Source organism: Subtercola vilae, from assembly GCF_004923255.1.
Classification (GTDB): domain Bacteria; phylum Actinomycetota; class Actinomycetes; order Actinomycetales; family Microbacteriaceae; genus Subtercola; species Subtercola vilae.
On sequence record NZ_QYRT01000036.1, the window covers coordinates 12,723 to 39,592 of the forward strand.

Consider the following 26,870-nt stretch of genomic DNA (forward strand, 5'->3'; position numbering starts at 1 on the left):
GGTGACCCTCGCGAACCATGGCTGACCTGACCAGTGCGCGCGTCGACAGTTGGGCGTGGGCGGTGCGGTTGTTCAAGACGCGCTCGGCCGCGACGGCGGCGTGCCGGGCCGGGCATGTGAAGGTGAACGGCGATCGGTCGAAGGCCGCCCAGACGGTGAAGACCGGCGACGAGGTGCGTATTCGGGTCGATGGGTTCGACAAGATCGTCGTGGTGAGTCGGCTGGTCGTGAAGCGCGTGGGCGCAACGGTGGCCGCGGAGTGTTTCACCGATCTGACTCCCCCGCCGCCGCCCCGCGAGACGGTGGCGCTCGTGGCGACGCGGGATCGCGGGGCCGGGCGCCCCACCAAGCGGGAGCGCCGCGAGCTCGACGATCTGCGCGGGCGTTAGCTAGTCGGCGAGGCCCGAGGCGTTGTCGGGCTGCACCGCGCGTGCCTGGGCGATCGCGTCGAGCACCCGGGCGCGCAACACGTTCGACCGGGCAGCGAAGACCTTCTGCCTCGCGGCGTAGACCGCTTTGCCCTCGCGGGTTTCGATCTGCACGGCTTCGAGCCCGAACTGCGACACATCGTACGGTGACGCCTGCATGTCGAGCTGACGGATGTCGCGAGCGAGCTCGAAGCAGTCGAGCAGCAGTTCACCCGACACCAGGGGGCCGAGTTTGATGGCCCACTTGTAGACATCCATGCCGGCGTGCAGGCAGCCGGGCTGCTCGAACTGCTCCTGGTGCTCGCGCGTGGGGCTCAGATGGTTGGTTGAGAGGGCATCGGGGGTGAAGAACCGAAAGGCGTCGAAGTGCGAGCACGCGATGCGGTTCGATTCGACCACCTCGTCGGTCGCCGCGGCGCTGAGCCGCAGCGGAATCGACTCGTGCCGCACCTCGCCCTCGGCGACCTTGTAGACCATCGCCCACTCGTGCAGCCCGAAGCACGCGAACTGGGCCGGCCGAGCGGCGGTCTGCGACAATATGCGTTCGACAAAACCGATCAACGAAGGCTTAGCCTCGAGAAACGCTGTGGCGTCGACGACGACTCCCCCGCCCTCGGGGGCGTACCAGCGCCAGGTTGCCCGTTCGAACTCCTGCACGCCATCGAGCACGACTCCGGCGCCGGGGTGCCAGCGCCTCAGCAGCGACGGCTTGTACGGGTAGTAGGTGAACAGAAAGTCATCGACCGGATGCTGCTCCCCCGTCGCCCGCCGCGATCGCCACCCCGCCGTGAACTCGTCGGCCCGCTCCTGGTGGGCGGCCTCGCGTGCGCGCCAGTCGTCGAGCGTCAACGTCTTAGCCTGCTCCTGTGCGCGCGTCACCCCGTGCGCGACGGTCGGGGTCAGGATGCTCGAAGCCATACCCCGAGCCTAGTAACCCCTCTGCCGTTTCGGTGCGGTCACGGCACCCGCAGCTCGCGCAGGGGGTCGCGGCGCGATGCGATCAGCGCCGGAACAGCGGCCGCGGCGAGAGCCGTCACCACGGCGAGAAGTGCGAGAGCGGCGAAGAATGCGGGCGGCGGGAGTGGGGCATCCTGAGCCGTGAGCACCAGCGAGGTGGTGACGCAGCCGAGGGTCGACCCCGCCACGGCCTGAAGACCGACCTGCGTGAGCAGAAGCTGCACGATGAGGCTTCGCGAGGCCCCGAGCGCCCGGCGACGGCCGAAGTCGCGGCGGCGCAGCAGCACCAGCGCAGAGAGAATCGCGGCGACGATCACTGCGGTCGCCGCGAAGACCGACTCTACGAGGCCCTGGCCGAAACCTCCGAGCTGTTGGCCGACCGTTGCGCGCAGCTGGGCGAGTTGCTCGCTGGTGGTGACGGTCACGGTACTGGCGTCGGTGACACCGAGCACCGAGCTCACCACGGCGGCGACACTGCCGACCTGCCGGGGGGTGGCGGCCACGACCACGAGCACGTCGACGGGTTCGGCGATGGCGGATGCCGTGGCGGGCGCGGGCGCGGTGACGGACGCGGTGACGGGTGCGGCAGCGGGCTCGGGCTCGGGTCTGGGTGCGGGCAGCGCGGTGGGCGGCGCAGCGTCGGGAGCGACGACGAAGGGCGAGGGCTGCGACGACGCAACCGAGTGCGGAACGATAAGCAGTGGCTCGAGAAAATGGAGGTAGCCGGGCACGGGGAGAGTGGCCGCGATGTCGACACTCTGGTGATTCGCAACCGACTCGGCCGTACCGACGCGATCGGCGAAGCCGAGGGTGCGCGCGGCCAGATCCGACGCGACAGGCCCGCTGGGGTCGCCGAGAGGAGCCCAGTTCTCGGAGTACGCGGCGCGCATCGGCACTTTTGCTCCCCCGGCGAACACCGCGTTCGTCACATCATCGGCGGGGCCGAACGCCGCGACCCATTCGATTCCGTCGACGTGGGCGAGACGGGCGAGCACCGAGGTGTCGAGCCCGGCGCCCTGTTGCGCTCGCACGACGATCGAGCGTGTTCCCGAGCTGTCGATGCTGCCGAGCACCGCGCTTTCGGTCGCGGCCGTGCGCCCGGCCGTGAGCAGCACCGTTGCGCAGAGGGCGGCGATGACACCGATCGTGAGCAGCGACCCCACTTTCTGCGAGCGGGCGCCGGCCGCTGCCTCCCTCAGCAGCGCCGCACTCTGACGCGGGGCCGTGGGGCGCAGAACCTGCGGGATCAGTGCGCCGCGACCGAGTGTGGCGCGCATCAGGCCGCGGCCGAGCATCCGGCGCCGCACGTCAGAGCGCCATCGTTCGATCGCATTCGGTCACCAATGAGGGGTCGTGCGTCGCCACGATGACCGTCGACCCGGCCGCGGCACGCTCGCGAAACGCCGCGAGTACGGTGTCGGCTGAGGCACGGTCGAGGTTGCCGGTGGGTTCGTCGGCGAACAGGATGCCCGGGTCGTTCATCAGCGCCCGACAGAGCGCGATGCGCTGCGCTTGGCCGCCCGAGATCTGGCCCGGGCGATGCTCGGCACGCTGCTCGACGCCGAAACGGCTGAGCAGGTCGCGCGCATGCTGAATGCTCGCGCCGCGAGACACCCCGCGGTAGAGGCACGACTCGAGCACATTGTCGAGAACGGTGCGGCTGGCGTCGAGCGTGGCGTCTTGAAAGACGAAGCCCACCGACTCGGCGCGAAGATGAGCACGCTCGGAGTCGGGGAGCTGATCGACTCTCTCACCGCGAAAACGGATTTCACCTGCGGCCGGCCGCACCATGAGCGCCATGAGATAGAGGAGCGTCGACTTTCCGCGGCCCGACGCGCCCGTGATGGCGACGAGTTCGCCCGGCCCGAACGATGCGTTCCACTCGCTGAAGAGGGGGGCGACTGCCGGGTAGCCGAACGTCAGGCCGCGCACCTCGAGCGACGCGCCCGCGCTCACGACCCACCAGCCCTGTCAGCTCTCCCAGCCCCACTAGCCCCAGCAGGCGACGGGATGCGCACGCGAAGCCCCGGGTCGATGCCCGTCACGACCGACATGCCCTGCGCCTCGGCCGCGACGGCCACGGGGTGGGTGACGCCGGAGTCGTCGAGAACGCTGAGGGTGTGTGCGGCATCCGTTCGCAGTGCGATCGAGGGAACAATCGTGCCCCGAACGGTCGGCACCGTGATCACCGAGGCGGGTAGCAGGGTCTGCCCGCCCACCGGGATGCCGTCGCACGACGTGCCACAGACGGAGCCGCCTCCGTCGCCTGTGAGCGAGATGACAACGGTACCCGCGTCGGCGGTGCTGCGGCCGGCGGCAAGGGCATGCCAGGTGTCTCCACCGCTTCCGCTGATGTCGACACGGGTGCCGTTGGGTATGAGGGCCGATTGGCTTTCGCCGACCGGCAGAGTGAATTCTGGTACATCACCGAGGCCGAGAATGGCGGGCTCACCGCCACCGAGGGTGGCGCCCCGCCTGACGATGTCGGTCGCCAGGGCGAGTCGGGCCGGCAGGTCGGGCACGAAGACCACCTCGCCGTAGGCGACGGTTCCGCGTGCCTCGCCGCCGCTCGGTACGTTGCCGCTCAGTACGCCGCCGCTGGATACTTCTCCGCTCGCCTGCTGCCACCGTTCGATCGCATCGACGGTCACCGAATCGACAACCCCCGTGCTCGCCGACCCCGCAGGCTCGCCCGCGAAATACCCGCCGTCGGCGAGCATCGACTGGAGCTGCCGCACGTCGTCACCGGAGTCACCCGCCGTGATGGCCCGGTACGCGGGAATCTGCCCCCGCGCCGCCACCACCGGATGCTCGTCAACGGAGTACAGCCGCCCGCCCTGCGACACGGGCTGCCCAGCGACGGCGTCGACCGATGTCACGACGCCGGCAGCCTCGTTCATGGCCACCGGACTCGACGACCATTGGGCGGCCACGTTGAGGGTGAGGTGCGCACCCACCTCACCCTCAACGGCCTCGACGGTGGTGTACCCGTCATTGGCGCCGATCGCGGGCGCCGGCAGCAGGATGGTCGCAAACGCCCACCCCGTGCCGCACACCAGCGCGGCCATCCCGAGCACCGCCACCAGAGCGGTGCGTGCCCGGGCTGCTCTGGCCGTCACCGCTCCTCCCGGGCCGCCCGACGGATGATCGAGGCCAGAACCCACACCGTCTCGCTGTCGAGCTGATTCACTTCGTCGAGAACCCGCCGGTCGAACCGCCCGAGCCGCACCCCCGACTCAGCGCATGCGAGCAGCAGCGCGTCGGAGCCGAGCACCCGGCCCCGCGCACAGCTCGTCTTCACCTCGGCGAGGGTTTCGAACGGCCCCATGGGCATACACACTCCTTTTGTCCAGATGATCGTGAGTCGGGCGGTCGCCCGTCAGGCTGATGTGGGCCGGCCCACCGCTACAGGCCCGATCAGAACGAGCTGCTCGCGCACGAGAACGCGTGCCCGGTCTCGGTGCCAGAGGGGTACGAGATCTGCATGGTCACGACCCCGTTGCCCGACGCGAAGCGGTGGAACCCCGACCCGAACGTCTGGCTGGTCCACCAGGCGCCGTTGGCTTGGTGGTAGTGCACACTCGTGGCGTTCACGTACGCCGTCGAGGCCGCCGAGGGGCCGCCGAACCCGCAGATCTGCGAGCCGACGTCGGTGGATGCTGATGCACTGAGCGTGCCGGCCAGAACGAGCCCGGCAGCCAGGGCGCCAGCCGCGACGGCGGAGTGGAGGAGTTTCATACTGATTCCTTTCGGCACCGAAAACGCATTGACCTCAGACGATTTCGGTGCGATTCTGTAGATGATGAAACCTCACTATATGCCTCATGCTTTTAGACCACAACGCCCGCTTCGACCGAATCGCACGCGTGGGCTGCTCGCCCTCGGCTCGGTTGTGCTGTGCGCCCTCGCGGGGGTGTCGGCGTGCAGTACTGTGGCCGGGCATCCGGAACCGACGGCCGCAGAACAGCCCGTTGGGCAGCCCGCCGGGCAGCCCGCAACCGACCAGAACCCTGCGGCAGCGCAGAACCCCGCGGCCGCACAGCAGCTCAGCGACTCACCCCTCGCCGACGCGCTCTACCGCTGCATCGTCGCGCGCGGCTGGAACGTGAAGATCACCCCCGAGGGCGGAATCGTCGCGGGCAGCGACACGATTCCGAAGGCGCAGTACGAGCTGTACCTCGCCGACACGTGGAGCTGCAACACCGAGGTGAAGGCGCAGTTTCCGGTCGACGACAACCAGAAACACCTGCTCTACGCCGCCGAGGTGGCCGAGCGAACCTGTCTCATCAGAGCGGGCTACTCGGTACCCGACCCGCCCACGCTGCAGACATTTCTCGACACCTACGATTCGGCACCCTGGTCGGCGATGGCCTCGTCGAGCCTCGCCGCCATCAGCCAGAGCATGTCAGACGATGCGTGGGCCGCCATCAACCACGCCTGCCCGCAACCTGTTCCGGGAGCGCTGAAGTAGGGCCGCGAAGCCGTGATCGATCGAGAAACGGCACCAGACGGCATCCTGCAGAGCATCCCGCACGGCTCCACGGCGACCGGATGCCCGCCGGTAGGCTGACGGAGTGCCCTCGTTTCGCGTGACTGTCATGATCGGCGCCCTCAAGACCGGAGTCGCCCCGCCGTCGCTCGTACCGCGGGCCGCAGCCGCTGCCCGCACGCTCACCACCGTCGAGGCGAGCGATCTCGCAGTGGTCAGCGGCAGTGCGCGCATCACCGTTCGCTTCACGGGTGACGACGCCGCCCACGCGTTCATCGTCGCCGACGCGGTGCTGAGCGAACTGAGGTCACTCGCCGAGGTCGTGACCTACCAGGTCACGCGTCGCCAGGGCGGCCGCTGGTACGCCGAGCACTGAGGCCTGCTTCACGCGCCCGGCATCGCCGATGCGTCCATCCAGAAGAGCTCCCACAGGTGCCCATCGGGGTCGGCGAACGTGCGCGTATAGGAGAAACCGTGGTCTTCCGTCTCTCGAAACGCCACCGCTCCCGCTTCGAGCGCGTTCTCGGCCACGGCGTCGACCTCGTCACGGGTGTCGAGCCCCACCGCCAGGATCATCTCGACCGTCGACGGCTCGGCGATCGGTTTCGTCGTGAACTGGGCGAAGAAGGGGTGCAGCAACAGCATCACGGAGATCTCGCCGGAGACGACCACGCACGCGGCGTTCTCGTTCGTGAAAGCCTGGTTGATCTGCCAGCCGAGACTGGAGTAGAACCCGACGCTCCTCTCGAGGTCGGTCACGGGCAAGTTCACGAAGATCTTGGTCGGCATGCCCTCACCGTATCGAGCGAAGTACACAGCGTCAACATCGGGTTGACGCAGACGGCGCGCCAGCCCTACAGCTTGAGGCTGAGACCCTTGGCGTTGCCGAAGTCGATGTGGTCGTGGGTGCACGTGTCTTGGAAGGCCACGAAGTTCGTGGTCGAGATCGAGCGACCGCACTCCGACTGGCCGAGGCCGGTGCCGGGGGGCACAAGCGGGTCGAGCAGTTTGATGAGCTTGATCGAGTCGGCGTCGGCACCCGTGAGCCCGTGGCCGTTCAGAATGTAGAAGTCGACCGCGTGGCCGCCGCCGTCTTTGTAGTGCGACGAAGCGGTTCCGGCACCCTCGATCTGCCCGGTGCAGAGCCGGTTGATATCGCTCACACCCACCTTGTCGAAGTTGTCGACGACCACCTTGATGACCTGCAGAATGCGGTAGTCGACACCGCAGCCCTTCACAGCGACGCCGTTGGCGAGGTTTCTGATCTCCTGAATGTGATCGGGCACAGACCCCACCAGCTTGCCCGACGCCACGTCGACCATCAGCTCGGCCGCGAGAGCCTGCACCGTGGGCGACACCGTCGAGCCTTGGGTCGAGTCCATCGCCGCGAGGTCGCCCGTGGTGGTGTAGCTGTCACGAACCGATTGCTGCCCGTTCACTCCGGCAACGGTCAGGCTCTGGATGCCCAGCTGGCTCGAGGCCGCAAGATTCGGGTTGTTCACACTGTTCGAATCGCTGTACGCATATGCCGGCAGCGCCAGGGTCGCCACCAGGCCCGCCGTGGCGAACATCACCACCGTGTTGACGATGCCGCGCCTACGACTGTGCGGCCGGTCGATGGATGCCCGGTGACGCATCCGCGGAAGAACCCGCCTTCCCGCGGTCGACACCGCCGCAGCGGCCCCACGCGGCTCGGAGGCGCCGTCGAGGCGCGAGAACGTGAGCGACGACACCGTCGTGTGCTCGACGAACGGTTCGGGCTGGGTGACAGATGCCGCCGGTGACGCAACAACCGCAGGGGCCGGGGCGATAACAGGCGTGGCGGCAACGGGTTTGGCGGCACCGGGGGTCGAAACCACCGGCATGGCGGCAACGGTGGCAACGTCAACCGGCGTGGCCACAACCGGCATGGTCGCCACAATGGGAACGTCGCTCGTGACGGCGGCACGACGGTCGCGGCGGCGAGCATCCGGAACCGCGGGAGCGACCACCTCGGGCACACTCGCCGCGGCGGTCGCGGCCATTTCGGCGCCGATCGACGAGGCCATGGCCGCCGCGAGTTCACGGTCGCGGCGTTCGCGACGCGTCTCGATGAGAGGCTCGACTGAAGCAATCGATTCGCGCTGGCGCAACTGGCGACGGGAGAGAGAGGCGGTCACGACGGGTACTTGAAAACTCGGGCTGGGTACCAGATCGCCTGTGGCTTCTGGTATTTCGCTCGAATCAGTCACGTGTAGTAGTCCTCCAGCACTGCGGTGCTTATGTGGCCGTGCGTGTTTCACCGGCCTGGTACGAGTGAACACACCTCTGCTCACTGCACCCGTCTCACCCTTCGGGAGGTGAGACGACTTCTCGAGGTTACCCAACCGTTACCAATTTGTCACATCGCTGTCGCTATTCTCAGAAACCTGTGATGTAGACGGTTTTCAGACGAATCGGATGCCTGACTGCAGTCGCTCGCGCAACTCGAACACCCGGTCGACGCTCGCGCGCTCGCCCCCCGAGACCCCGTTGCGCAGCAACTGCGGCAGAACCGACCGTCGAATCACGACCGATCCCGACTGCCGGCCGCGTTCGACCTGGTCGAACGGCACCGCCAGATCGCCGTCGGGAACAACCACCACCAGCGCCGTGAATCGCACGCCCACCGACTTGCCGAGCGCCTTCGCATTGACGGCCAGCTCATGCAGCGGTTCTTCATCGTCGTCAATGCGCTCCCCCACGAGCTCGCCCTTCGAGAGCCGCACCTCGCCGCCCCAGTCGTGCGACTGCAGGGCGAACAACCCAGCCGGGCCGAGAACGATGTGGTCGATGTTGCCGCCCGTGCGGGCGACCGCCACGTTGTTCCACACGGTGTACCCGATGCCGAGGGTCGACACGATGCGCGCCGTCTCCTCTTCGGCAATGGCCTTCGCGAGCCACCGCCTGATCTCCCGGGGAGCCGACCGCACGAGCGCGGGGTCGTACGGGTCTTTCAGCTCGACACCGCGCCCCACCCACTCGCGCATCAGAGTCAGGTAGTGCTGCCGTTCGTCGCCGCCGGGGTGCCCGTACGAACGAGCCTTCAGCGATGAACCCTCAGGGCGGAAGGGCGAGGATGCCGCACCGGCGCTCCCGTGTGAACGAGCATCCGGAGCCATCGAATCGGCCTGACGCCCCGAGTCGTAGATGGCCCGATCGGCGGGGGTGCCGATGTGCTCCCATGCCACCTGCACGGCGTGAAAGCGCGCCGCGCTGCCCCCGGTGTCGGGGTGCGTCTCGCGCAGCAACCGGCGGTAGGCGTGGCGAAGCTCGTCATCAGTGACGCTGGGGTCGACTCCGAGAACTTCGTACGGCGTCTCTGAGGCCGGGCTGGCGGGCATGCGGGGCGTCTCGCTTTCGGGCTGCACAAGCGTGCACGGGTCGGGGTCAGCTGAGGGTAACGCTCCCAGCTTGGCGTACGGCTGAAATTGTGCGCAATTTCGCTCTGGGCTGCTCAGGCCGGAAACCCGCCATTCGAGTACAGCAGCTGCCCGTTCACCCAGCCGCCCTCAGCAGAACAGAGGAACGAGACCAGCGCGGCGGCATCGGCGGGAGTGCCCGCGCGGCCTGCCGGCGTCTGGGCGATAACCTCGGCGCGAAGCTCTGCGGTCATCCACCCGGTGTCGGTGGGCCCCGGGTTGACCACGTTCGACGTGACAGCCAGGTGCGCCAGTTCGCGCGCCGCCGCGATCACGATGCGGTCGAGGGCGCCCTTGCTGGCGCCGTACGGCAGGTTGCCGACGGTGTGGTCGCTCGTGAGGGCGACGATGCGCCCGGGCGGCAACGCCGACGCCAGCGGCAGCGGCAGCGGCAACGCCGACGCCAGCGGCAGCGGCAGCGGCGACGCCACCGGCACAGGTAGCGGCCCAGGCACAGGCACAGGCACAGGCACAGGCATCGGCACCCCCAACCTCTCCGCAGCACGAGCTCGCCGCACACCGAACTCCCGCAGCAGCAACCAGGAGGCACGTGTGTTCACCGCGAAGTGCCGGTCGAAGCTCTCGACCGAGGTGTCGAGCAGGCCCGAATCGACCGACTCGGCGTGGCTCAGTACGAGCGCCGACACCGGGCCTACCTCGCGCTCCGCGTGATCGAAGATCTCTTCGGCCGCCGAGACCAGGGTGAGATCGGCCGCCACCGTCGAGACGCGGGCACCAGAGGTGCGGAGCGAGGCGGCGATGGTGTCGATGTCTCGGGGCATGACTCCCCAGGGCATCCGGTCGTCGTAGGCAGACCAGTAGGTGATGACCAGATCGAATCCGTCACGGGCGAGGCGTCGGGCGATGGCTGCTCCGATGCCGATCTCGCGGCCGACGCCCGTGACGAGGGCGACAGGCCGGGCAGAAACGTCAGTGTTCATGCCTCGACACTAACGGTGTCGCTGAGAGAGCCCACAGACTCCACTATCGCGCGAGGCGGAGTCGCCGGTACCCTCGAGTCAGCTCACCGACAGTCTCGGAGTCGAGCGCGGACGACATAGAGGAGAGTCATGACGGCCAGCGAAGAGGGCACCCCCTGAGCGGCACCGGCCCGGATGCCCCGCTGGCCCTGCAACCCAGCACAGGCGGGAGCACCGACCGCGCCGTCGGCGTCATGCTGCCCCGCGACCTGCCCGCCGGGCGCGTCGTCGAGTTCGCCCAGCGGGCCGATGCGCTCGGCTTCGACGAACTCTGGGTAGTCGAAGACTGCTACTTTCGCGGCGGCATCGCGCAGGCGGCAGTTGCCCTGGCCTCGACACCCCGCATTCACGTGGGGCTGGGCATCCTGCCCGCCGGGGCCCGTAACACGGCCTTCGTCACGATGGAGATCGCGACGCTCGCCGAGCTGTTTCCGGGCCGGGTGACGGCGGGAATCGGCCACGGCATGCCCGTCTGGATGCGCGAGGTGGGCGCCTGGCCCGCCAGCCCGCTGGCCCTGCTCGGCGAGACGCTGCGCGGCATGCGCGAACTGCTGCGCGGGCAACGGGTGACCGCCGATGGGCGCTACGTGCAGCTCTCGGGGGTACAGCTCGAGAACGCTCCGAGCATCGTTCCGGCCGTGCTTGCGGGCGTTCGCGGGCCCAAATCGCTCGCCCTCGCGGGCCGACACGCCGACGGAACCGTGCTCGCCGAACCCGTCACCCCCGAGTACCTCGCGGCGGCCCTCGACAGCATCGCGGCCCGTGGCCCGCATCGCATCGTGGCGTACAACGTGGCCGCCGTCGACGATGACGCCGTGGTTGCGCGCAACCTGGCCCGACCGGCACTCGAGTGGGTGGGCGAACCCGATTGGGCCCCGCACATCATTCCGCTCGACTTCGCGGCCGACTTCGCCGCCCTCCGCACCCGCTCTGCCAGCCGCGCTGAGTTCGTGGCGGCGCTGCCGGATGCCTGGGTCGATCGCCTCGCCATTGTGGGCACGGTTCCGGATGCCCGGGCTTCGCTCGCCCGTCTCCACGACGCCGGGGCGCACTCGGTGGTCTTCATCCCGGTCGGCCCCGACCCGGTCGCTGCGCTCGACTCCCTTTCCCGGTTGCTCTGACCGACTGGCCTGGTCGGCCGCACTGACCGACTGGTCTGGTCGGCCGCACTGACCGAGGGCACCGACCGAGGGCATGAACCAGCCGCGCTCAGGCGTTCGCGAGGGCCCGAGACAGAATGCCCACTGCCTCCTCGAAGCGGTCGGGCCGCGGCCCGGAGAAGTTCAACCGCACAAATGCGCCCGGCGGTTCGGTGGGAAACCAGTCGTGCCCGGGCGCGACGGCCAACCCCGAGGCCAGGGCGCGGGCGACGAGGGCGCGAACATCCACCCGGTCGTCGAAGCGCAGCCAGAGGTTCAGGCCACCCTTGGGCAGAAATGTGAGCGCGTCGGCACCGAGCTCGGCGACCACGAGCCCGGCGAGGCTGTCGCGACGCTCGCGGAGGTTCTGGCGCAGCCGCACGACATGCGTGCGCCAACCCGGGTCGGTGAGAATGTCGACCGCGGCGGCCTGCAGGGTTCCGCTCACGTAGAGGTCGGTCACCGTGCGGTCGACCTGGATGCGGGCGAGCGCCGGGCCGCGGGCGATGACCGCGCCGATGCGCATCGCCGATGAAACGCTCTTCGTGAGCGAGCGTAGGTACACCACGTGCCCGTCGGTGTCGTCGAGCAGCAGCGGCCGGGCATCCGCGTCGATGCCGAAGTCGTGTGCCCAGTCGTCGTCGATCACGAACGCGTTTCGGGCCCGTGCCACCTCGAGAATGGCGCGCGATTCGGCCGGGCTCCAGAGCGTGCCGGTGGGGTTGGCAAAGTGCGGTTGGGCGTAGAACAGCCGCGCGCCGCTCGATGCGAGGGCGTCATCGAGGGCCTGCGCTTCGGGCGCGCGAGCCCCGCGAGCGATCGGAACGATGACCAACCCCGCCTGGTGCGCCGCCGCAATGGCGCCCCAATAGGTGGGCGATTCCATGACGATCGCGTCGCCGGGCTGCGCGAGCGCACGAAAGATCGAGGTGAGGGCGCTCTGGCTGCCCGGAACCACGATCACATCGTCAGCCGAGACTCCGGATGCTCCCGCCCCAGCCACGCCTGTGACCTCGTTCGCGAACCACGCCCGCAGGTCGCCCAGCCCCGCCACGGGCGGCCGGTCGATGGTTGCCCGCCCGCGTGCCGCCCGAGCGAATGCGCTTCGAACCAGCCTCAGCGGCAGCAGGTCTTCGGCCGGGTAGGCGCTGTGCATGGCAATGACGTCGGGCGAGATGGTCGAGATGGCGGTGCCCACGGCGGTGGAGCTGTTGCGCGCCGGGCCGAGCGAGGTGGTCTGCCACGAGAAGTCGGCGCGGGCGAGGGTGCGCGGTGCGGCTACGAAGGTGCCCGAACCCGGTCGCGTCTCGACGACTCCCGACTGGGCGAGGCGTTGAACGACGCGCTGCACGGTGAGCGGGCTCACGGCGAACTCAGCGACCAGGCTGCGCGTGCTCGGCAGGCGGGCGCCCGGCCGCGCGCCGGCGATGTGGTGGCGCAGGTGGCGCTCGAGGCGCGCTTCAGTGCTATCGTGCTGCATGAGAAGCAAGAGTAGCGCTATCGCCTCCGCCGCGCATCCGTTATCGGCCGCCGGCGAGGATCACGCGAGCGGGTCAGGAGCGAACCGGGGGCTGCTGTTCGGGTTCGTCGGCGTGCTGGCATTCTCGTTCACGCTGCCGTTCACGCGGGTGGCGGTGTCGACGCTCGATCCGCTGTTCGTGGGGGCCGGGCGGGCCGTGGTGGCGGGGGTGCTCGCCATCGTGGTGCTGGCGATCATCCGGCCGGCCCGACCGCGCGGCACCCAGTGGGTTCGACTGCTGGTTGTAGCCGCCGGGGTCGTGGCGGGGTTTCCGTTGCTGACCAGTTTCGCCATGCAGACCGCGCCCGCCGCACACGGCGCCGTCGTGATCGGGGTGCTGCCCGCCGCGACAGCTGTGGTCGCAGTTGTGCGCGGCGGCGAGCGCCCCAGCCGCCGGTTCTGGGTGGCGAGCATTGCCGGGCTTCTCGCGGTGATCGCTTTCGTCGCCGTGAGCGGCGGCGGGCTCGATGCGCTCGGCGGGATGGCCGGGCTGCAGCCGAGCGACGTACTGTTGCTCGGCGCGGTGGTGCTCGCGGCGATCGGGTACGCCGAGGGCGGCCTGCTCTCCCGCGAACTCGGATCATGGCAGACCATCTGCTGGGCACTCGTGGTGGCGTTACCCGTGATGGCGGTCGTGGCGGGGGTCGGAGCATCCAGAGCCCCGATCGAAGCAGGGGTGGGCGGCTGGATCGCGTTCGGCTACGTGAGCGTGGTCAGCATGTTCCTCGGGTTCTTCGCGTGGTACCGGGGCCTCGCCATCGGGCCTATCGCGAACGTGAGCCAGATGCAGCTGCTGCAGCCGGTGCTCACCATCGTGTGGGCGGCGCTGCTCTTCGGCGAACACCTCGACGCGCTGGTGCTCGTGGCCGCGGTTGTCGTCGTGGCGTGCGCCGGCTTCGCCGTGCGGGCTCGCGTGCGCCGCCCTCTCGCGCCCGCGCCCGCCTCCGCCTGACCCGCCCGCGACGGCCAACCCCGTCGACTTTCCCCACTCTGTCGCTCACACCCCCCGCAGGCGACAGAGTCGGGAAAGTCGAGCGCGCTAAACGCTCGCGGGCACCGCGGCGAGCAGCTCTCTGACCATCGGAACGACCTTCGTGCCGTACAACTCAATGTTGTTCATCATGCTTTCGTGAGAGAGGGTGCCGGCGCTGTACTTCATGTCGAACCGGCTCACTCCGAGGGCCTCGACGTTTCGCGCGATCTTCTTCGCCACAGTCTCGGGCGACCCCACGTAGAGCGCACCTTCCGGGCTCGCCTCTGCGTCGAACTGCAGACGCGTGAGTGCGGGCCAGCCCCGACTCGCGCCGATGCGCGCGTGCATGTCGCGGTAGTGCGGAAAGAACTCGTTGCGCGCCTCCTGGTCGGTCGCAGCGACAAAACCGGGCGAGTGCATACCCACCTTCTGCTCCGGCTGCTCGAGCTGCGCGAACGCCCGCTTGTAGAGGTCGACATAGGGCAGAAAGCGCACCGGCGAGCCGCCGATGATGGCAAGCATCATCGGCAACCCGTGGCTGGCCGTACGAACGACCGATTCAGGGCTGCCGCCCACGCCCACCCAGGTGCGGAGGCTGCCGCTCTCTGTTGTGGGGTACACCGACTGGTTCACCAGCGCGGCGCGGGTGGTGCCCTTCCAGGTCACCGGCGTCTCGTTCAACAGCTCGGTGAACAGGTCGAGCTTCTCCTCGAACAAGACTTCGTAGTCGCTGAGTTCGTAGCCGAAGAGCGGGAACGACTCGGTGAACGATCCGCGGCCGAGAATGACTTCGGCCCGGCCATCCGAAATCGCATCGAGGGTCGAGAAGCGCTGAAAGACCCGCACCGGGTCGTCAGAGCTCAACACCGTGACCGCCGATCCGACATGGATGTTCGTGGTGCGGGCCGCGATGGCCGCCAGCACCACGTCGGGCGCCGACACCGCGAAGTCTTCACGGTGATGCTCGCCCACGCCGAAGAAGCTGAGGCCCACCTGGTCGGCCAGCACACCCTCTTCGACCACATTGCGAATGACCTGCGCTTGCGACACGGGGCCGCCGTCGGGCGCCTGGGTGACGTCGCCGAAGGTGTCGAGACCGAACTCGATCGAATCTGCGTGAACCTGCTCTGTCATTTTCTGACCCCATCTTCGTCTGTGCCGCGTTCTTCGTGTGCCGCGACTTTTCATACGTTTGCATACATTGTAACGTGACTGCGGCCAATATATTCCCTGAACGTTTCAGCAAAGAGCCGGGTCGTTCAGGCTCTGCACACGTACCGCTGTTTAGGCTCATGCCGATGACTACCGTGACACCGCCCCATCAGCACCGCACGCTGACCCCCGAGCAGCGCCGGCGACGACGCCGACGCCAAGTGGCGACCCGCTGGGTGGTCATCGTCGTTGTTCTGGCCGTCGTCGTCACCGGCGGTTACGTGTTCTACAACTATCAGCGCTTCGTGAACGGCATCACCCGCATCGACGCCATTCCGGGCGGCACGGGCGCGAACGGCAAAGACCAGAACATCCTGCTGGTCGGCGACGACCACCGGCCCGATGGGGCAACGGATGCCCAGCTCGCCCAGCTCGGCACGCAAGACGACGGCGGCGGCACCAGCACCGACACGATGATCGTGGTGCACATCCCCGCTGACGGCAGTTCGGCCACGATGATCTCGCTCCCCCGCGACTCGTGGGTCGATATCCCGGGCCACGGCAAGGGCAAGCTCAACTCGGCCTTCGTTCTCGGCACGCAAGACGGCAGCGGGGGCGACGCGGCCGGTGCACAGCTACTCGTTTCCACCGTTCAGAACGTCACCGGTCTGAACATCGACCACTTCGTTCGCGTCTCGCTGCTCGGCTTCTACAACGTGGTGCAGGCCCTCGGGCCGGTGACGGTCTGTCTCAACGAGGCCGTCGACGACCACTTCTCGAACATCAACCTGCCTGCCGGGGCCTCCCAGCTCGACGCCAGCCAGGCGCTGTCGTTCGTTCGCCAGCGCCATGGCCTGCCGAACGGCGACTTCGACCGCGAGAAGCGCCAGCAGTATTTCCTGTCGGTCGAGGCCCGGCAGATCCTCTCGGCCAACACGCTGCTGAACCCCGGCAAGCTCACGAGCGTACTGGATGCCATCAGCTCCTCGATCGAGACCGACTCCAGCCTGAATCTGATCGACCTCGCCACCCAGATGCGCAACCTCAGTGCCGACAAGATCACGTCGACCACCATCCCCATCCTCGGCACCCCGACCATCACGGTCGATGGCACCGACGTGTCGATCGTCGAGGTCGACACCGCCGGAATGCCGGCATTCGTCGCGAGCGTTCTCGGCACCGGCGCGGGCACGGCGACAGCCGCACCATCGGCATACGACAGTGCCACCGCGTCGAAACCCGGCGACGTCACGGTGACGGTGCTGAACGCGAGCGACGCCGACGGTGTTGCTGCCGCCAACACCTCCACCCTGAGCGGCCTCGGCTTCAAGACCGGCACGCCCGCCTCGGCGACCACACAGACCACCACGACCATCCAGTACCCGGCCGGCAAGGAGGGCGACGCCAAGGCGGTTGCGGCGTATGTGCCCGGTGCGGCGCTTCAGGTCGCGTCTGTCGACGACGTGACACTCGTGCTCGGCTCCGACGGCACACAGGTCGTCGACCCCTCAGCCGCGTCGGGGTCGGGCTCGGGGTCGGGCTCAGGCTCAGGCTCAGCTGCGACCGCTGCCCCCGCCGACACCCCCACGCCCTCTGACAGTGCGGCGCCCACCACCACCTACGCGTCGGGTGCTTGCATCAACTAGCCGCGGAGGGAGCCTCTGCCCGGCTCGAGTTGTTGCGCATGGCGGCAACATAGGGGCGGAGACCGATCGCAAGGTCGACACACACTCCGACCAGAATTGCCTGGTCGCGGTCGGAGAGCGGGCCCTTCAGAACGAGCCGAACCCCCTGCATCGGCAGACGCAGGGCGGTACCGAGCGGGCGGGCGAAGTTGGCAAGCGTGAGGTCGGGCAGCACGTCGAGCACGTCGATGACGGTGTACGCGGTGAAGGTCCATCCCGTGTTCGTCAGAATCACGTCGAGCGCCCCGACCACCTCACGCGCCTGACCGTCGGCGTGGCAGCGATAGACGTGCAGGTGAAACGCGTCGGCGGTGCGGGCGCCGGCCGGGTCGGGCACAATGACGAACAGCGTCTCGCCCGTCGGCAGGAGCACCTCAGACTCGTCGCCCCGCGCCAGCGACGCGATCACCTCGCCGTTCTGCACCAGCACCGACGGCTCACCGCTGCGCGTCTCGACCACCAGGGTGTTGCCGCCCCGAAAGGTGACGAGGTGCTTGCCGACGCCGCCGTTCTTGAAGCCGAACAGCACCCCGAGCTTCGAGCCCACGCCGTCGGCACCGCCCTGTACCGCTACCGCCAACGGCTCACCGGGGCCGTCAGTCACGGTGAGCTTCAGCTTGTTCGACGTGGCACGGCTGAGGCGTGCGGTGAACACGGTGGGTGGCATCTGATCATTCATGAGATTAACTCTATATTAACCGAAAGATCATCACTAGCCCCTCGCCGCCGACGGCGCCTGGCGGCCATTCGGCGCCGATGGTGGCAACATCGAGGTATGACCGAAAGCGTATGGCCGGGCGGCGTCGCCCCCTGGTGGACCACAGCCGTTGTGTACCAGATCTACCCCCGCAGCTTCGCCGACTCGAACGGGGATGGGGTGGGAGATCTCGGCGGAATCCGCCAGCACCTCGACCATCTGGCCGACCTGGGCGTCGACGTCATCTGGCTGAGCCCCGTCTACCCGTCGCCGCAGCACGACAACGGCTACGACATCAGCGACTACCAGAACATCGAACCGCTCTTCGGTACGCTCGACGAGTTCGACGCGCTGCTCGCCGAGGTGCACGAGCGCGGCATGCGCCTGGTGATGGATCTGGTGGTGAATCACACCAGTGACGAGCATCCGTGGTTCGTCGAATCGAAGAGTTCGCCTGACAACCCGAAGCGCGACTGGTACTGGTGGCGCGACGCCCGGGGCGGGCACCAGCCCGGCGAGCCCGGTGCCGAACCCACGAACTGGCGCTCGTTCTTCAGCGGCCCGAGCTGGCAGCTCGACGAGGCGACGGGCCAGTACTACCTGCACCTGTTCGCCGTGCAGCAACCCGACCTCAACTGGGAGAATCCGGATGTTCGGGCGGCCGTCTACGCCATGATGAACTGGTGGCTCGACCGCGGTGTCGACGGTTTTCGCATGGACGTGATCAACTTCATCTCGAAGCACCTCGACCTGCCCGAGGCACCCGTAGCCCCCGGCGAAACCCTGGCCGATGGCGCGCCGTTCTTCATCTCAGGCCCGCGCATCCACGAGTTTCTGCACGAGATGAACGAGAAGGTGTTCGCGGGCCGCGACGCGCAGTTCATCACGGTGGGCGAGATGCCCGGTGTCACCATCGACGACGCGCGCCAGTTCACAGACCCGCAGAGCGCCGAGATCGACATGGTATTCCAATTCGAGCACGTGGGCCTCGACCACGGCCCCGGCGGCAAGTTCGACCCGCAGCCGCTCGACCTCGTGGCACTGAAGCACTCGCTGGCCCGCTGGCAGGAGGGGCTCGGCACGGTGGGCTGGAACAGCCTCTACCTCGACAACCACGACCAGCCGAGGCTCGTCTCCCGCTTCGGCGACGACGGCGAGTACCGCTATGAGTCGGCCACGCTCTGGGCGACCGCTCTGCACCTGCACCGGGGTACGCCCTACATCTACCAAGGTGAGGAGATCGGTATGACGAACGTTCCGTTCGAGTCGATCAGCGACTACCGCGACGTCGAGACGCTGAACCACTACCTCGAAGCGACGGGCGAGCGGGGTGCCAGCGCCGAGAGCGTGATGCCGGGCATCCGGTCATCGAGCCGAGACAACGCCCGCACCCCGGTGCAGTGGAACGACGGGCCCCAGGCCGGTTTCACGACGGGCGAACCGTGGATCGGCGTCAATCCGAACTACCTCGAGGTGAACGCCGAGCGCGACCGGGCATCAGAGCGCTCGGTGTTCCGGTTCTACCAGCGCCTCATCGAGCTGCGGCACACCAGTGACCTCGTGGCCCTCGGCACCTTCGAACTGCTCGAAGCTGCGCACCCCACGCTCTATGCGTTCACGCGCACGCTCGGCGACGAGAAACTGCTGGTCGTGGCAAACGTCTCGGGCGAGCCTCTCGAGCTCTGGCCGCTCACCGACGGTGCCGGTACGCTGCTCGCGCCGTGGGCGGGCGACGAACCCCACCTGCTCATCGCCAACCTGCCTGCCTCAGCGGCGGCTCCGGATGCTGGAACCCTCGCCCCCTGGGAGGCACGCGTCTACCGCCTTTGACCCAGCCACCTCGGTTTATAGCTAGCGAGCTAATTAGCACTTGTGCTAGATTGCGGTCATGTCTGAAACGGATGCCGACGTCTTCACCGCCCTCGCCCACCCCACCCGGCGACAGATCCTGCAAGACCTCCGGGCCGGCGAGCTGGCAGCCGGCGAGATTGCGGCCGCCTTCAGCGCGTCGGGGCCCACCATCTCGCGGCACCTCTCGGTGCTGCGCGGCGCCGGGCTCGTCACCGAGCGACGCGACGCCAACCGTATTCTGTACTCACTGGCACCCGACCGATTGGCACTCTCGGTCGGCGACTTCCTCTCGAATGTCTGCCCCGAGCAGATCGTTCTTCGCGTCGTTCGCGAGAAGAAGTCGAAGGCGAAAACCTCCGCCCCAAAGAAGTCGAGCGGCTCACAGAAGCGTGGCGCGGTCATCCTGACCGACAAGACAGCCCGAGCATGAGACTTCACCTGCCCGACCTCGCCGCGACCATCGAGCGCCGCATCCTCATCAACTACCGCGTCGATCCCGCCGTCGCCCAAACGCTGCTGCCCGCCTCGCTCCGCCCACAGCTGGTCGACGGCAGCGCCGTCGCAGGTGTCTGCCTGATTCGTCTCGGCACACTGCGGCCCGCTGCCCTCGTGTGCCTCCCCCTCGGCTGGCATGCCGAGAACGCGGCCCACCGCATTGCGGTCGAGTGGAACGACTCCGACGGCACTCTTCGCACCGGCGTCTACATTCCCGAACGCCACACGGCGTCTTGGCTGGCGGTGGCGGCTGGCGAACGACTCTTCCCGGGCATCCACCATCACGCCCACTTCGCCACCGACGAGTCGCCCACCCGCCTGCGCGTCAACATGACCTCCGCCAGCACCTCAGTTTCGGCCGACGTTCTTGTCGCGGCCGAAGTGCGTGTCGCTGCCGAAGTGCGTGTCGCTGCCGCCCGTTCGGATGCACCCGGTGCGCCCGAAAACCCGCTCTTCGCGACACTCGCTGACGCCTCCGACTTCTTTCGCACCGCGCCCATCGGCTGGTCACCCACCCGCACCGGAGCACTGCAGGGCCTCGCCCTCTCGACCTCGCGCTGGCACCTCGAAGCCGCTACCCCCGTCGCCGTGACGTCGTCGTTCTTCGACGCCCTCCCGCCTGGCAGCGCCACCCTCGACAGCGCCTACGTCATGCGCAACATCCCTGTCATCTGGAGCACGCCGGCCACCGCGGCGCCCACCCGCGCTGCCACTAGGAGGAACCCCGCTCACAGATAGTTGATAGTTCGTCAGGTATGATGTTCACGAGCAGATAAAGAAAGAACCCCGGCGCGGCGACGCTATCGCGTCTCGTCCGGGGTTGGTGAACACAGAGTATCAAAAATGAGATGCGCTCGCAAATCGAAAGCGAATCCATCTGTATGCACCTCAACGAAGCCACTCTCTGTTTCAGCGCGTCACGACTCGCCCCGTATTTGGCCGCCGCCGACGGAGATGAGCAGACGGCGCTTGATTTATACATCTACAACATCGAAGTCTCGGCGGCGTTCTGGGTGGGTTTCAGCCTGCTCGAGGTCACTCTGAGAAACCGCGTGCACGATGCACTGACTCATCGCTTCGGTACCGAACGGTGGTGGGAGAAGACCCCACTCACGGGCCGCGAGAGCAACTCGATCGCCGTGGCCGAACAACGGTGCGCCAGATACGGAGAACCCGGGGTTGGTCAGATCATCTCCGAGATCGGATTCGGGTTCTGGGTCGGCCTGCTGTCAACACGGCACCACGCTGGAATGTGGCTCGCCGGGCTTGAGCGCATTTTCTCGCCCACCGCCCCGCGTCGCGCAGACGTTCATGCTGCTCTACAGCGCCTCCAACGGCTGCGCAATCGCATCGCGCACCACGAACCTGTGTATTCACGCGATCTGGTGAACGATCACGTATTGCTACTCACGGCGCTCAATTGGCTATCTCCCGAAACCAGTCGGTGGGCCGCAGAGCACTCGCGCGTTTCCGCGATCATTCGCACCTCTCGCCGACCTCGGAAACCACCACTGGCTAGGTGACCGGCCCGAGTGAGCCCGACCGCGTGTTTACGCAGCGCGGAGCGGAACCGTCGGTGCGATGCCGAATAAGTTGGCAAGTGGATGCTTTGGAATTACTCCGACACGTCGTCGGCCCACGCGTCGGGGCCCTGCGAGCCGGCCGGGTACTCGTCGAGAGCGACGTCGTTCGCCTTCCAGGCGGCGATGACGGGAGCCACGATGCGCCAACACGCCTCCGCCACGTCGCCGCGAATGGAGAGGGTCGGGTCATCGCCCAGAACCCCGCCCATGACCTCGCCGTACGCGGTGAGCGGGCTCGGCCGGAGGGTCGCCTCGAGGTCGTGCCGCTCGAGGCTGAACGGGTCGCCGTCGCCGTTCAGGGTCATCTCGAACGAGAGGGTGGGCGGCCGCAGCCCCATCACGATGCGCTCGGGCGACTCGGCACCGGTGAGACCGCCGGGCACGAAGCCGACCGGCTTCAGATGCAGAACGACCTGCTTGACGGGCTTGCCGATGGCCTTGCCCGAGCGGAGCACGAACGGAACCCCGTACCACCGCCGGGTGTTTACCTCGACGACCATCTCGGCGAGTGTCTCGGTGTTGCGCGAGGGGTCGACCCCGTCCTCCGATGCATACGCGGGCATCGTTCGCTCACCCACGGTGCCGGCGGTGTAGCGGGCACGGCGGCTGGGGGCATCCGTTGCCGACAGCACAGGCGCACCCGACCAGATGGCCGTCGAACGCAGCACCTCGGCCGTGGCCGCCCGAAAGTCGACCGGGTCGATGCGCGTGGGAGCCTCCATGGCGACGATCGACAGCACCTGGAGCAGGTGCGACTGCAGCATGTCGATGAGCGCGCCCGAGTTGTCGTAGTACCCGGCACGCCCCTCGAGACCGAGGTCTTCGTCGTAGATGATCTCGACTTTGTCGATGTTCTGGTTGTTCCAGACCGGCTCGACGAGCCGATTGACGAAACGCAGCCCCAGAATATTCAACACGGTCGACATGCCGAGAAAGTGGTCGACCCGGTGAACCTGCTGTTCGGGCACGATCTTCGAGATCTTCTCGTTGAGCTCGGATGCACTGCCCTCGTCAGACCCGAACGGCTTCTCGAGCGCCAGCACGGTGCCCTTCGGCAGCTCTACCTCACCCATCGTGTCGATGACTTTCGACACGATGGCCGGAGGCAGCGCGAAGTACACGATGAGCGAACCCTCGACGCGGCCCAGAATCTTCGTGAGGTCATCGGCCGACGTCGGGTCACCCACCACATAGTCGGCCGCGTCGACCACCGCCTTCGCGTCGTCGCCGGTCGCCTCGACACCCTCGAACGCCTTCGAGACGGTCTGCTGCCAGTCGTCGCGGCTGTGCTCCGACCGGCCAGAACCCAGAATCTGCAGGCCCTCGACCAGCTTCTTGTCGGCGTCGACCCCGCCCGCGATGAGGCTGCCGATGCCGGGCAGCAGCAGGCGCTCAGTGAGGTCTCCGCTGGCACCGAGAATGAGAACTGTGTGTGACATTGTCATAGATCGAGCGTACTTCGCACCGCCGAAAACGGGCCAGAGAGCCCCCACCCTGTGCACAAACCGGGCCGTTCCACTATTGTGAGCGACGGGGAGAGTGTCGAACGTGACCACAGCTGTGCCGGGGCGCCGATGGAACGCGAAATCGAGTGTCATTGCGAGCCTTCTCGTCGTCGCCCTCATCGCTACCGTCACGGTCGGCGTCGTGGCCGAGATCGCTCAGGTGCACGCCACCCACAGCGCCGCCGAGGCCGATCGGGCCGCCGCGAGCGCAGCCCTCACGGCGATGCAGCTGAGGCGCGACGGCCAGGTGGCCCGTCTCTCCGCCGCGGTTCAGGATGCCCGTGCCCTCGACACCGCCCTCAACACCCTCTCGGCCGCCCCTTCCGCAGCGCTCGACGCCACCGCCACTTCCTCGGCCGCCGCCGCACAGGTTGCTCTGCTCACGTCTCAGCGCCAGAGCATCGCCCTCTCCGCCTTCGCCCCGCAGCCCGCCCCTGACCGCTCCGCTATTGTGCTCGTGTCGTCGCTGGCCACTCCTCCTTCGCCCACCACCGCAGAGCTCACAGCTGCCGCAGCGCTCAGCCGCGCTCACGAAGCGAACCTCTCCCAGCTCGCCGAACACGACGCTCCGCTAGTGATTGCGCTCGAGGCTCAGACCGGAGCCGCGCGGGCCACCCTCGCAGCGGTCGCAGCGTCAGCATCAGCTTCCAGCGCCCAGACACTCGCCGCCGCGTCGCTCGCCGACGACCCCGCCAAGCTGACGCTGACCTCTGCCGCCGCGACTCTGTCTGCCCTCGGGTCGGCTGGCGCGGTCGGTTCACCCGATGCACTGGCCACCGCAGTGACGGCCTATTTCAACGCGACGGTCGCCGTGCGCCAGAGCGACACCGATGCCCGTGCGGCTGAGGCTGCTGCCGCTGTGGCCGCCGCAGCAGCTGCCACAGCGGCAGCGAATCGCAAGACCTCGTCGACCGGGTCATCGGGTTCGACGGGGTCGACCGGAGGCCCGGACACCTTTGTGTATTTCAACCCCCCGGTGTTCGCCTTCCCTGAACCCGTCTGGACCCCTCTTCCTCCTTGGGAACCAAACGGCAAGTCTTACTAGCCGGACGGTACGTCCGGCTGCTCCCTCGCCCCCGGCCTGCACTCGGTACACACACGCCCGGAATACTGAGGCGTACTGAGGGTTGTGAATTTGGTGGGAGTACTGCGACTCCCCACGAAAACGTGCGGTGCGCATACAGCGCTCGCGCGGAGCAGGGCACACCGCCACCGCAGAGAAGCAGCATTTCGTGCTGAAGAACCAGGCCCCCAACGACAACGCATCAGGAAAGTTCGTTCGCCCTTGACCGACGCCACCAGCCCCAGACCCAGCTCCAGCCCCAGACCCAGCTCCAGCCCCAGCCCCGCGAACAGCCCCAGCCCGAGCCCCGCGAACAGCAGCAGCCCGACTACGGCAGCCATCGACACGACCGGGATCGGTTTTCGTTCCAAGCGGGGGCCGGTTCTCATCGCGCTGATGCTCTCGACCGGGTTGGTGGCGATCGACTCCACGATTCTCGCCACCTCGGTGCCCTCCATTGTGGGTGACCTCGGCGGGTTCTCGCAGTTTCCGTGGCTGTTCTCGATCTACCTGCTTGCGCAGGCCGTGTCGGTGCCGGTGTACGCGAAACTCAGCGACACGGTGGGGCGAAAGCCGATCATCCTCGCTGGCATCGCCTTGTTTCTGCTCGGCTCGATTCTCTGCGGATTCGCGTGGAGCATGCCCGCGCTCATCGCGTTTCGCGTGGTGCAGGGTCTCGGCGCCGGAGCGGTTCAGCCGATGGCGGTCACCATCGCGGGCGACATCTACTCGGTCGCCGAGCGGGCGAAGGTGCAGGGATACATCGCGAGCGTCTGGGCCATCTCGTCGGTGATCGGGCCGACGCTCGGCGGGGTGTTCTCCGAGTTCATCTCGTGGCGGTTCATCTTCTTCGTGAACATTCCGCTCTGCTTCATCGCCGGGTTCATGCTGATGCGCCGGTTTCACGAGAAGGTGGCGCCCCAACGACACCGCATCGACTACCCGGGCGCGGTTCTGCTGACGTTGGGCATCAGCGCACTCATTCTCGCGGTGCTCGAAGGCGGTCAGGCCTGGGCCTGGAACTCGCCCACCAGCATCGGCGCCTTCGTACTCGGCGGGCTGCTGCTCGCAGCATTCCTTCTGGTGGAGCGGCGGGCGATCGAGCCGATACTGCCGCTTTGGGTGTTCTCGCGGCGGTTGCTGCTGACCACCACGCTGGTCTCGCTCGGAGTCGGCGCGGTGATCACCGGGTTGACGTCGTTCGTTCCCACGTACCTCGAGGGGGCCATCAACATCTCGCCGCTCGTTGCGGGGCTTGCGGTGGCGTCGCTCACCATCGGGTGGCCGATCGCCGCGTCGCAGTCGGGGCGGCTGTACCTCACGATCGGGTTTCGCAGCACCGTGCTCATCGGGCTGGCAATCAGTGTTGTAGCGTCGGTGCTGCTCGCGCTGTCGGCGCCCACCCCCAACCTGCTCGTCGTCACCCTCTGCTGCTTCGGAATCGGGCTGGGGCTCGGGCTCGTCGCGACCCCCTCGCTGATCGCGGCGCAGTCGAGCGTGCAGTGGAATGAGCGCGGCGTCGTCACCGGCACCAACCTCTTCGCGCGTTCGATCGGCAGCGCCGTGGGCGTGGCCATCTTCGGAGCGATCGCGAACGGCATCTATGCCGCCAACTCGGCCGGCGGTGGCGAGAAGAGCCCGGCCGTGATCGCCCTCGCCTCGGGCAGTGCGTTCATCGCGGTGGCGGTGTGCGCGGTCGCGACCGTGCTGGCCGCCCTCGCCATGCCGCGCCGCTCCGCGCCTGCCGCCGCTCGCGCGGCGAGCCCCGCCGACGCCGCGGGCGCCGCCGACCCGGCCTGACCCGCGCCCCACCCGCCCCGCCCCGTCTCGACGCGACGCGACGCGACAACGCAATCAGTGATTCCGGGTCGGGCCCCCCCGAACGCCGCGATCGCCGCCGACCCGGCCGCCTGCCCCGGGGGATTCGGAGCCCGGTTTCAGCGAGTGAGCGGTAGTGTTCTGGGCAGAACGCATGATCGATGGAGATCCCCGATGCTCGTAAGCCCGTACCGCGTGGCGCCGAGAGACGAGCGCCCTCCGCAAGTGCGCCGGCTGGTCGAAGAGTCGTGGCAGCGCTCGCTCGAGCGAAAACTCGACCCCGACCACCTCAGCCCCGCGTTCGACCTCGACGACGAAGCGTTACGGGAGTATCGCCGGGAGCATCCGTTGTCGCGGGTGCTGCCGGTCATCCACTCGCTCGTCATCGCGCACACCTTCGAGAGCGGGCTCATCGTGGCGATCGGCGACCAGGCCGGCCGCCTGCTCTGGATCGACGGCGACCGAGACCTGCGCCGCCGCGCCGAGGGCATGCTCTTCGTCGAGGGCGCCAACTGGTCTGAGGCCGCCGTCGGCACCAGCGCACCAGGCACAGCGCTCGCTCTCGACCACGGAATTCAGATCGGCGGTGAAGAGCATTTCAATCGCATCGTGCACCCGTGGAGCTGCACCGCTGTTCCCGTGCACGACCCCCGCTCAGGCGAGGTTCTCGGAGTCATCGACATCACCGGCGGAGACGATGCCGTCTCCCCTAGCACCCTGCCCCTGCTCGAAGCGGCTGTCGCGGCGGCCGAATCCGAGCTGCGCATCCAGCAACTCGGCGAGCCCCGCCGCCGCCCCCAGTCCTCCTCCCGCGTGCCGTTCGCTAGCGCGCAAAGCCGCCCCCGCCGGGCTCCGCAGCTGGATGCCCCCCAACTCTCTGTGCTCGGCCGCGAGCTCGGCCGGCTCGCCGTGCACGGTCGCGAGCTGCAGTTGAGCGCCCGGCACTCCGAGATCCTCACCCTGCTGGCCTGGCATCCCCGCGGGCTTTCCGCCGAACAGCTCGCCCAGAAGCTCTACCCGGCCGACAACTCCGTCGCCACCCTCCGCGCCGAAATGGTGCGCCTCCGCGCGGCCCTAGCCACCCTCGACCCCTGTC

The 26,870-nt window shown here is 67.9% G+C and carries 27 protein-coding genes; 13 read left to right on the plus strand and 14 right to left on the minus strand.

The genetic code is table 11. The annotated features are described in order from the left end of the window. The first annotated feature begins 17 nt into the window (after window positions 1-17). The gene (locus D4765_RS14945) at window positions 18-389 is read left to right on the plus strand and encodes an RNA-binding S4 domain-containing protein (RefSeq protein ID WP_136643112.1); all 372 of its coding nucleotides are present in this window, start codon (window positions 18-20) and stop codon (window positions 387-389) included. On the opposite strand, the gene D4765_RS14950 is transcribed toward D4765_RS14945, so the two are convergent. The 6 genes from D4765_RS14950 to D4765_RS14975 all read right to left on the minus strand — a co-directional run bounded on the left by D4765_RS14950 (window position 390) and on the right by D4765_RS14975 (window position 5,123). Further along, window positions 390-1,346: a 3-methyladenine DNA glycosylase gene (locus D4765_RS14950; RefSeq protein WP_237280472.1), complete on the minus strand. Its 957-nt coding sequence runs from the start codon at window positions 1,344-1,346 to the stop codon at window positions 390-392. It lies immediately after the preceding gene. Between the two features lie 38 nt (window positions 1,347-1,384). After that, window positions 1,385-2,680 (minus strand): FtsX-like permease family protein, encoded by a 1,296-nt coding sequence (locus tag D4765_RS14955; RefSeq protein ID WP_136643114.1) that lies wholly within the window; start codon window positions 2,678-2,680, stop codon window positions 1,385-1,387. A gap of 13 nt (window positions 2,681-2,693) precedes the next feature. Further along, a complete protein-coding gene (locus D4765_RS14960; RefSeq protein WP_237280473.1) occupies window positions 2,694-3,341 on the minus strand; it encodes an ABC transporter ATP-binding protein in 648 nt (215 codons plus the stop codon). Continuing rightward, the gene (locus D4765_RS14965; RefSeq protein WP_136643116.1) at window positions 3,338-4,504 is read right to left on the minus strand and encodes a peptidoglycan-binding domain-containing protein; all 1,167 of its coding nucleotides are present in this window, start codon (window positions 4,502-4,504) and stop codon (window positions 3,338-3,340) included. Before D4765_RS14965 ends, D4765_RS14960 begins: the two co-directional genes overlap by 4 nt. Continuing rightward, window positions 4,501-4,719 carry a hypothetical protein gene (locus D4765_RS14970; RefSeq protein ID WP_136643118.1) on the minus strand — a complete coding sequence of 73 codons (219 nt, stop codon included), beginning with the start codon at window positions 4,717-4,719 and terminating at the stop codon, window positions 4,501-4,503. Before D4765_RS14970 ends, D4765_RS14965 begins: the two co-directional genes overlap by 4 nt. Before the next feature lie 83 nt (window positions 4,720-4,802). Continuing rightward, window positions 4,803-5,123, minus strand: coding sequence for a hypothetical protein (locus D4765_RS14975; RefSeq protein ID WP_136643120.1), 321 nt, complete (start codon window positions 5,121-5,123; stop codon window positions 4,803-4,805). A gap of 79 nt (window positions 5,124-5,202) precedes the next feature. Between D4765_RS14975 and D4765_RS14980 the strand changes: the two genes are divergently transcribed. Then, on the plus strand, window positions 5,203-5,856 hold the full coding sequence (locus D4765_RS14980) for a hypothetical protein (protein ID WP_136643122.1): 654 nt from the start codon (window positions 5,203-5,205) through the stop codon (window positions 5,854-5,856). Window positions 5,857-5,959: 103 nt separating this feature from the next. Beyond that, the gene (locus D4765_RS14985) at window positions 5,960-6,250 is read left to right on the plus strand and encodes a hypothetical protein (RefSeq protein WP_136643124.1); all 291 of its coding nucleotides are present in this window, start codon (window positions 5,960-5,962) and stop codon (window positions 6,248-6,250) included. An 8-nt stretch (window positions 6,251-6,258) separates the two neighbouring features. On the opposite strand, the gene D4765_RS14990 is transcribed toward D4765_RS14985, so the two are convergent. From D4765_RS14990 to D4765_RS15005, 4 genes are all read right to left on the minus strand, one after another. Further along, entirely contained in the window at window positions 6,259-6,663 is a 405-nt protein-coding gene (locus D4765_RS14990) for a VOC family protein (RefSeq protein ID WP_136643126.1), read from the minus strand. Window positions 6,664-6,728: 65 nt separating this feature from the next. Further along, complete coding sequence (locus tag D4765_RS14995; RefSeq protein ID WP_136643127.1) at window positions 6,729-8,033, minus strand: hypothetical protein; 1,305 nt, start codon at window positions 8,031-8,033, stop codon at window positions 6,729-6,731. Between the two features lie 267 nt (window positions 8,034-8,300). Then, the gene (locus D4765_RS15000; RefSeq protein ID WP_136643128.1) at window positions 8,301-9,236 is read right to left on the minus strand and encodes a J domain-containing protein; all 936 of its coding nucleotides are present in this window, start codon (window positions 9,234-9,236) and stop codon (window positions 8,301-8,303) included. Between the two features lie 113 nt (window positions 9,237-9,349). Further along, window positions 9,350-10,255, minus strand: a complete 906-nt coding sequence (locus D4765_RS15005; protein WP_136643129.1) for an SDR family oxidoreductase — start codon at window positions 10,253-10,255, stop codon at window positions 9,350-9,352. 233 nt (window positions 10,256-10,488) lie between these two features. Here D4765_RS15005 and D4765_RS15010 point away from each other — a divergent pair, with 233 nt between their 5' ends. Then, window positions 10,489-11,415 carry an LLM class flavin-dependent oxidoreductase gene (locus D4765_RS15010; RefSeq protein WP_136643130.1) on the plus strand — a complete coding sequence of 309 codons (927 nt, stop codon included), beginning with the start codon at window positions 10,489-10,491 and terminating at the stop codon, window positions 11,413-11,415. 88 nt (window positions 11,416-11,503) lie between these two features. Here D4765_RS15010 and D4765_RS15015 read toward each other — a convergent pair whose 3' ends face one another. Continuing rightward, window positions 11,504-12,913 carry an aminotransferase-like domain-containing protein gene (locus tag D4765_RS15015; protein WP_136643131.1) on the minus strand — a complete coding sequence of 470 codons (1,410 nt, stop codon included), beginning with the start codon at window positions 12,911-12,913 and terminating at the stop codon, window positions 11,504-11,506. On the opposite strand from D4765_RS15015, the gene D4765_RS15020 reads away from it, so the two are divergent. Further along, window positions 12,912-13,904 carry a DMT family transporter gene (locus D4765_RS15020; protein WP_136643132.1) on the plus strand — a complete coding sequence of 331 codons (993 nt, stop codon included), beginning with the start codon at window positions 12,912-12,914 and terminating at the stop codon, window positions 13,902-13,904. The genes D4765_RS15015 and D4765_RS15020 overlap by 2 nt on opposite strands. A gap of 87 nt (window positions 13,905-13,991) precedes the next feature. Here D4765_RS15020 and D4765_RS15025 read toward each other — a convergent pair whose 3' ends face one another. Continuing rightward, complete coding sequence (locus D4765_RS15025) at window positions 13,992-15,059, minus strand: LLM class flavin-dependent oxidoreductase (RefSeq protein WP_136643133.1); 1,068 nt, start codon at window positions 15,057-15,059, stop codon at window positions 13,992-13,994. 164 nt (window positions 15,060-15,223) lie between these two features. On the opposite strand from D4765_RS15025, the gene D4765_RS15030 reads away from it, so the two are divergent. Continuing rightward, window positions 15,224-16,723, plus strand: coding sequence for an LCP family protein (locus D4765_RS15030; protein ID WP_237280474.1), 1,500 nt, complete (start codon window positions 15,224-15,226; stop codon window positions 16,721-16,723). Here D4765_RS15030 and D4765_RS15035 read toward each other — a convergent pair. After that, window positions 16,716-17,441 (minus strand): hypothetical protein, encoded by a 726-nt coding sequence (locus D4765_RS15035; protein ID WP_136643135.1) that lies wholly within the window; start codon window positions 17,439-17,441, stop codon window positions 16,716-16,718. The two genes, D4765_RS15030 and D4765_RS15035, sit on opposite strands and share 8 nt — an antisense overlap. Before the next feature lie 96 nt (window positions 17,442-17,537). Between D4765_RS15035 and D4765_RS15040 the strand changes: the two genes are divergently transcribed. The 4 genes from D4765_RS15040 (at window position 17,538) to D4765_RS15055 (ending at window position 21,328) form a co-directional block, all read left to right on the plus strand. Then, entirely contained in the window at window positions 17,538-19,289 is a 1,752-nt protein-coding gene (locus D4765_RS15040) for a glycoside hydrolase family 13 protein (protein ID WP_136643136.1), read from the plus strand. A 58-nt stretch (window positions 19,290-19,347) separates the two neighbouring features. Beyond that, complete coding sequence (locus D4765_RS15045) at window positions 19,348-19,740, plus strand: metalloregulator ArsR/SmtB family transcription factor (protein ID WP_136643137.1); 393 nt, start codon at window positions 19,348-19,350, stop codon at window positions 19,738-19,740. Further along, window positions 19,737-20,543 carry a DUF2071 domain-containing protein gene (locus D4765_RS15050; RefSeq protein WP_136643138.1) on the plus strand — a complete coding sequence of 269 codons (807 nt, stop codon included), beginning with the start codon at window positions 19,737-19,739 and terminating at the stop codon, window positions 20,541-20,543. The genes D4765_RS15045 and D4765_RS15050 overlap by 4 nt, the downstream gene beginning before the upstream one ends. Window positions 20,544-20,653: 110 nt before the next feature. Continuing rightward, window positions 20,654-21,328, plus strand: coding sequence for a hypothetical protein (locus tag D4765_RS15055; protein WP_136643139.1), 675 nt, complete (start codon window positions 20,654-20,656; stop codon window positions 21,326-21,328). A gap of 92 nt (window positions 21,329-21,420) precedes the next feature. Here the strand turns inward: D4765_RS15055 and D4765_RS15060 are convergent, their stop codons facing one another. Beyond that, the gene (locus D4765_RS15060; RefSeq protein ID WP_136643140.1) at window positions 21,421-22,833 is read right to left on the minus strand and encodes a glucose-6-phosphate dehydrogenase; all 1,413 of its coding nucleotides are present in this window, start codon (window positions 22,831-22,833) and stop codon (window positions 21,421-21,423) included. Window positions 22,834-22,936: 103 nt separating this feature from the next. Here D4765_RS15060 and D4765_RS15065 point away from each other — a divergent pair, with 103 nt between their 5' ends. The 3 genes from D4765_RS15065 to D4765_RS15080 all read left to right on the plus strand — a co-directional run. Further along, a complete protein-coding gene (locus D4765_RS15065; RefSeq protein WP_136643141.1) occupies window positions 22,937-23,938 on the plus strand; it encodes a hypothetical protein in 1,002 nt (333 codons plus the stop codon). A gap of 414 nt (window positions 23,939-24,352) precedes the next feature. Next, on the plus strand, window positions 24,353-25,756 hold the full coding sequence (locus D4765_RS15075) for an MFS transporter (protein ID WP_136643142.1): 1,404 nt from the start codon (window positions 24,353-24,355) through the stop codon (window positions 25,754-25,756). Between the two features lie 192 nt (window positions 25,757-25,948). After that, window positions 25,949-26,870 (plus strand): helix-turn-helix domain-containing protein (locus D4765_RS15080; protein WP_136643143.1); only part of this gene is annotated, 922 nt, incomplete at its 3' end.

Excerpts from the sequence above, each read along its gene's own strand:
- D4765_RS14980 (WP_136643122.1), top strand. The coding sequence starts at position 5,203 with ATGCCTCATGCTTTTAGACCACAACGCCCGCTTCGACCGAATCGCACG.
- D4765_RS15075 (WP_136643142.1), top strand. The coding sequence starts at position 24,353 with ATGCTCTCGACCGGGTTGGTGGCGATCGACTCCACGATTCTCGCCACC.
- D4765_RS15060 (WP_136643140.1), bottom strand. The coding sequence starts at position 22,833 with ATGACAATGTCACACACAGTTCTCATTCTCGGTGCCAGCGGAGACCTC.
- D4765_RS14945 (WP_136643112.1), top strand. The coding sequence starts at position 18 with ATGGCTGACCTGACCAGTGCGCGCGTCGACAGTTGGGCGTGGGCGGTG.
- D4765_RS15015 (WP_136643131.1), bottom strand. The coding sequence starts at position 12,913 with ATGCAGCACGATAGCACTGAAGCGCGCCTCGAGCGCCACCTGCGCCAC.
- D4765_RS15050 (WP_136643138.1), top strand. The coding sequence starts at position 19,737 with ATGAGACTTCACCTGCCCGACCTCGCCGCGACCATCGAGCGCCGCATC.
- D4765_RS15000 (WP_136643128.1), bottom strand. The coding sequence starts at position 9,236 with ATGCCCGCCAGCCCGGCCTCAGAGACGCCGTACGAAGTTCTCGGAGTC.
- D4765_RS15055 (WP_136643139.1), top strand. The coding sequence starts at position 20,654 with ATGCGCTCGCAAATCGAAAGCGAATCCATCTGTATGCACCTCAACGAA.
- D4765_RS14950 (WP_237280472.1), bottom strand. The coding sequence starts at position 1,346 with ATGGCTTCGAGCATCCTGACCCCGACCGTCGCGCACGGGGTGACGCGC.
- D4765_RS15005 (WP_136643129.1), bottom strand. The coding sequence starts at position 10,255 with ATGAACACTGACGTTTCTGCCCGGCCTGTCGCCCTCGTCACGGGCGTC.
- D4765_RS15045 (WP_136643137.1), top strand. The coding sequence starts at position 19,348 with ATGTCTGAAACGGATGCCGACGTCTTCACCGCCCTCGCCCACCCCACC.
- D4765_RS14970 (WP_136643118.1), bottom strand. The coding sequence starts at position 4,719 with ATGCCCATGGGGCCGTTCGAAACCCTCGCCGAGGTGAAGACGAGCTGT.
- D4765_RS15020 (WP_136643132.1), top strand. The coding sequence starts at position 12,912 with ATGAGAAGCAAGAGTAGCGCTATCGCCTCCGCCGCGCATCCGTTATCG.
- D4765_RS14975 (WP_136643120.1), bottom strand. The coding sequence starts at position 5,123 with ATGAAACTCCTCCACTCCGCCGTCGCGGCTGGCGCCCTGGCTGCCGGG.
- D4765_RS15040 (WP_136643136.1), top strand. The coding sequence starts at position 17,538 with ATGACCGAAAGCGTATGGCCGGGCGGCGTCGCCCCCTGGTGGACCACA.
- D4765_RS15025 (WP_136643133.1), bottom strand. The coding sequence starts at position 15,059 with ATGACAGAGCAGGTTCACGCAGATTCGATCGAGTTCGGTCTCGACACC.
- D4765_RS14955 (WP_136643114.1), bottom strand. The coding sequence starts at position 2,680 with ATGCTCGGCCGCGGCCTGATGCGCGCCACACTCGGTCGCGGCGCACTG.
- D4765_RS14990 (WP_136643126.1), bottom strand. The coding sequence starts at position 6,663 with ATGCCGACCAAGATCTTCGTGAACTTGCCCGTGACCGACCTCGAGAGG.
- D4765_RS15030 (WP_237280474.1), top strand. The coding sequence starts at position 15,224 with ATGACTACCGTGACACCGCCCCATCAGCACCGCACGCTGACCCCCGAG.
- D4765_RS15035 (WP_136643135.1), bottom strand. The coding sequence starts at position 17,441 with ATGAATGATCAGATGCCACCCACCGTGTTCACCGCACGCCTCAGCCGT.
- D4765_RS15010 (WP_136643130.1), top strand. The coding sequence starts at position 10,489 with ATGCTGCCCCGCGACCTGCCCGCCGGGCGCGTCGTCGAGTTCGCCCAG.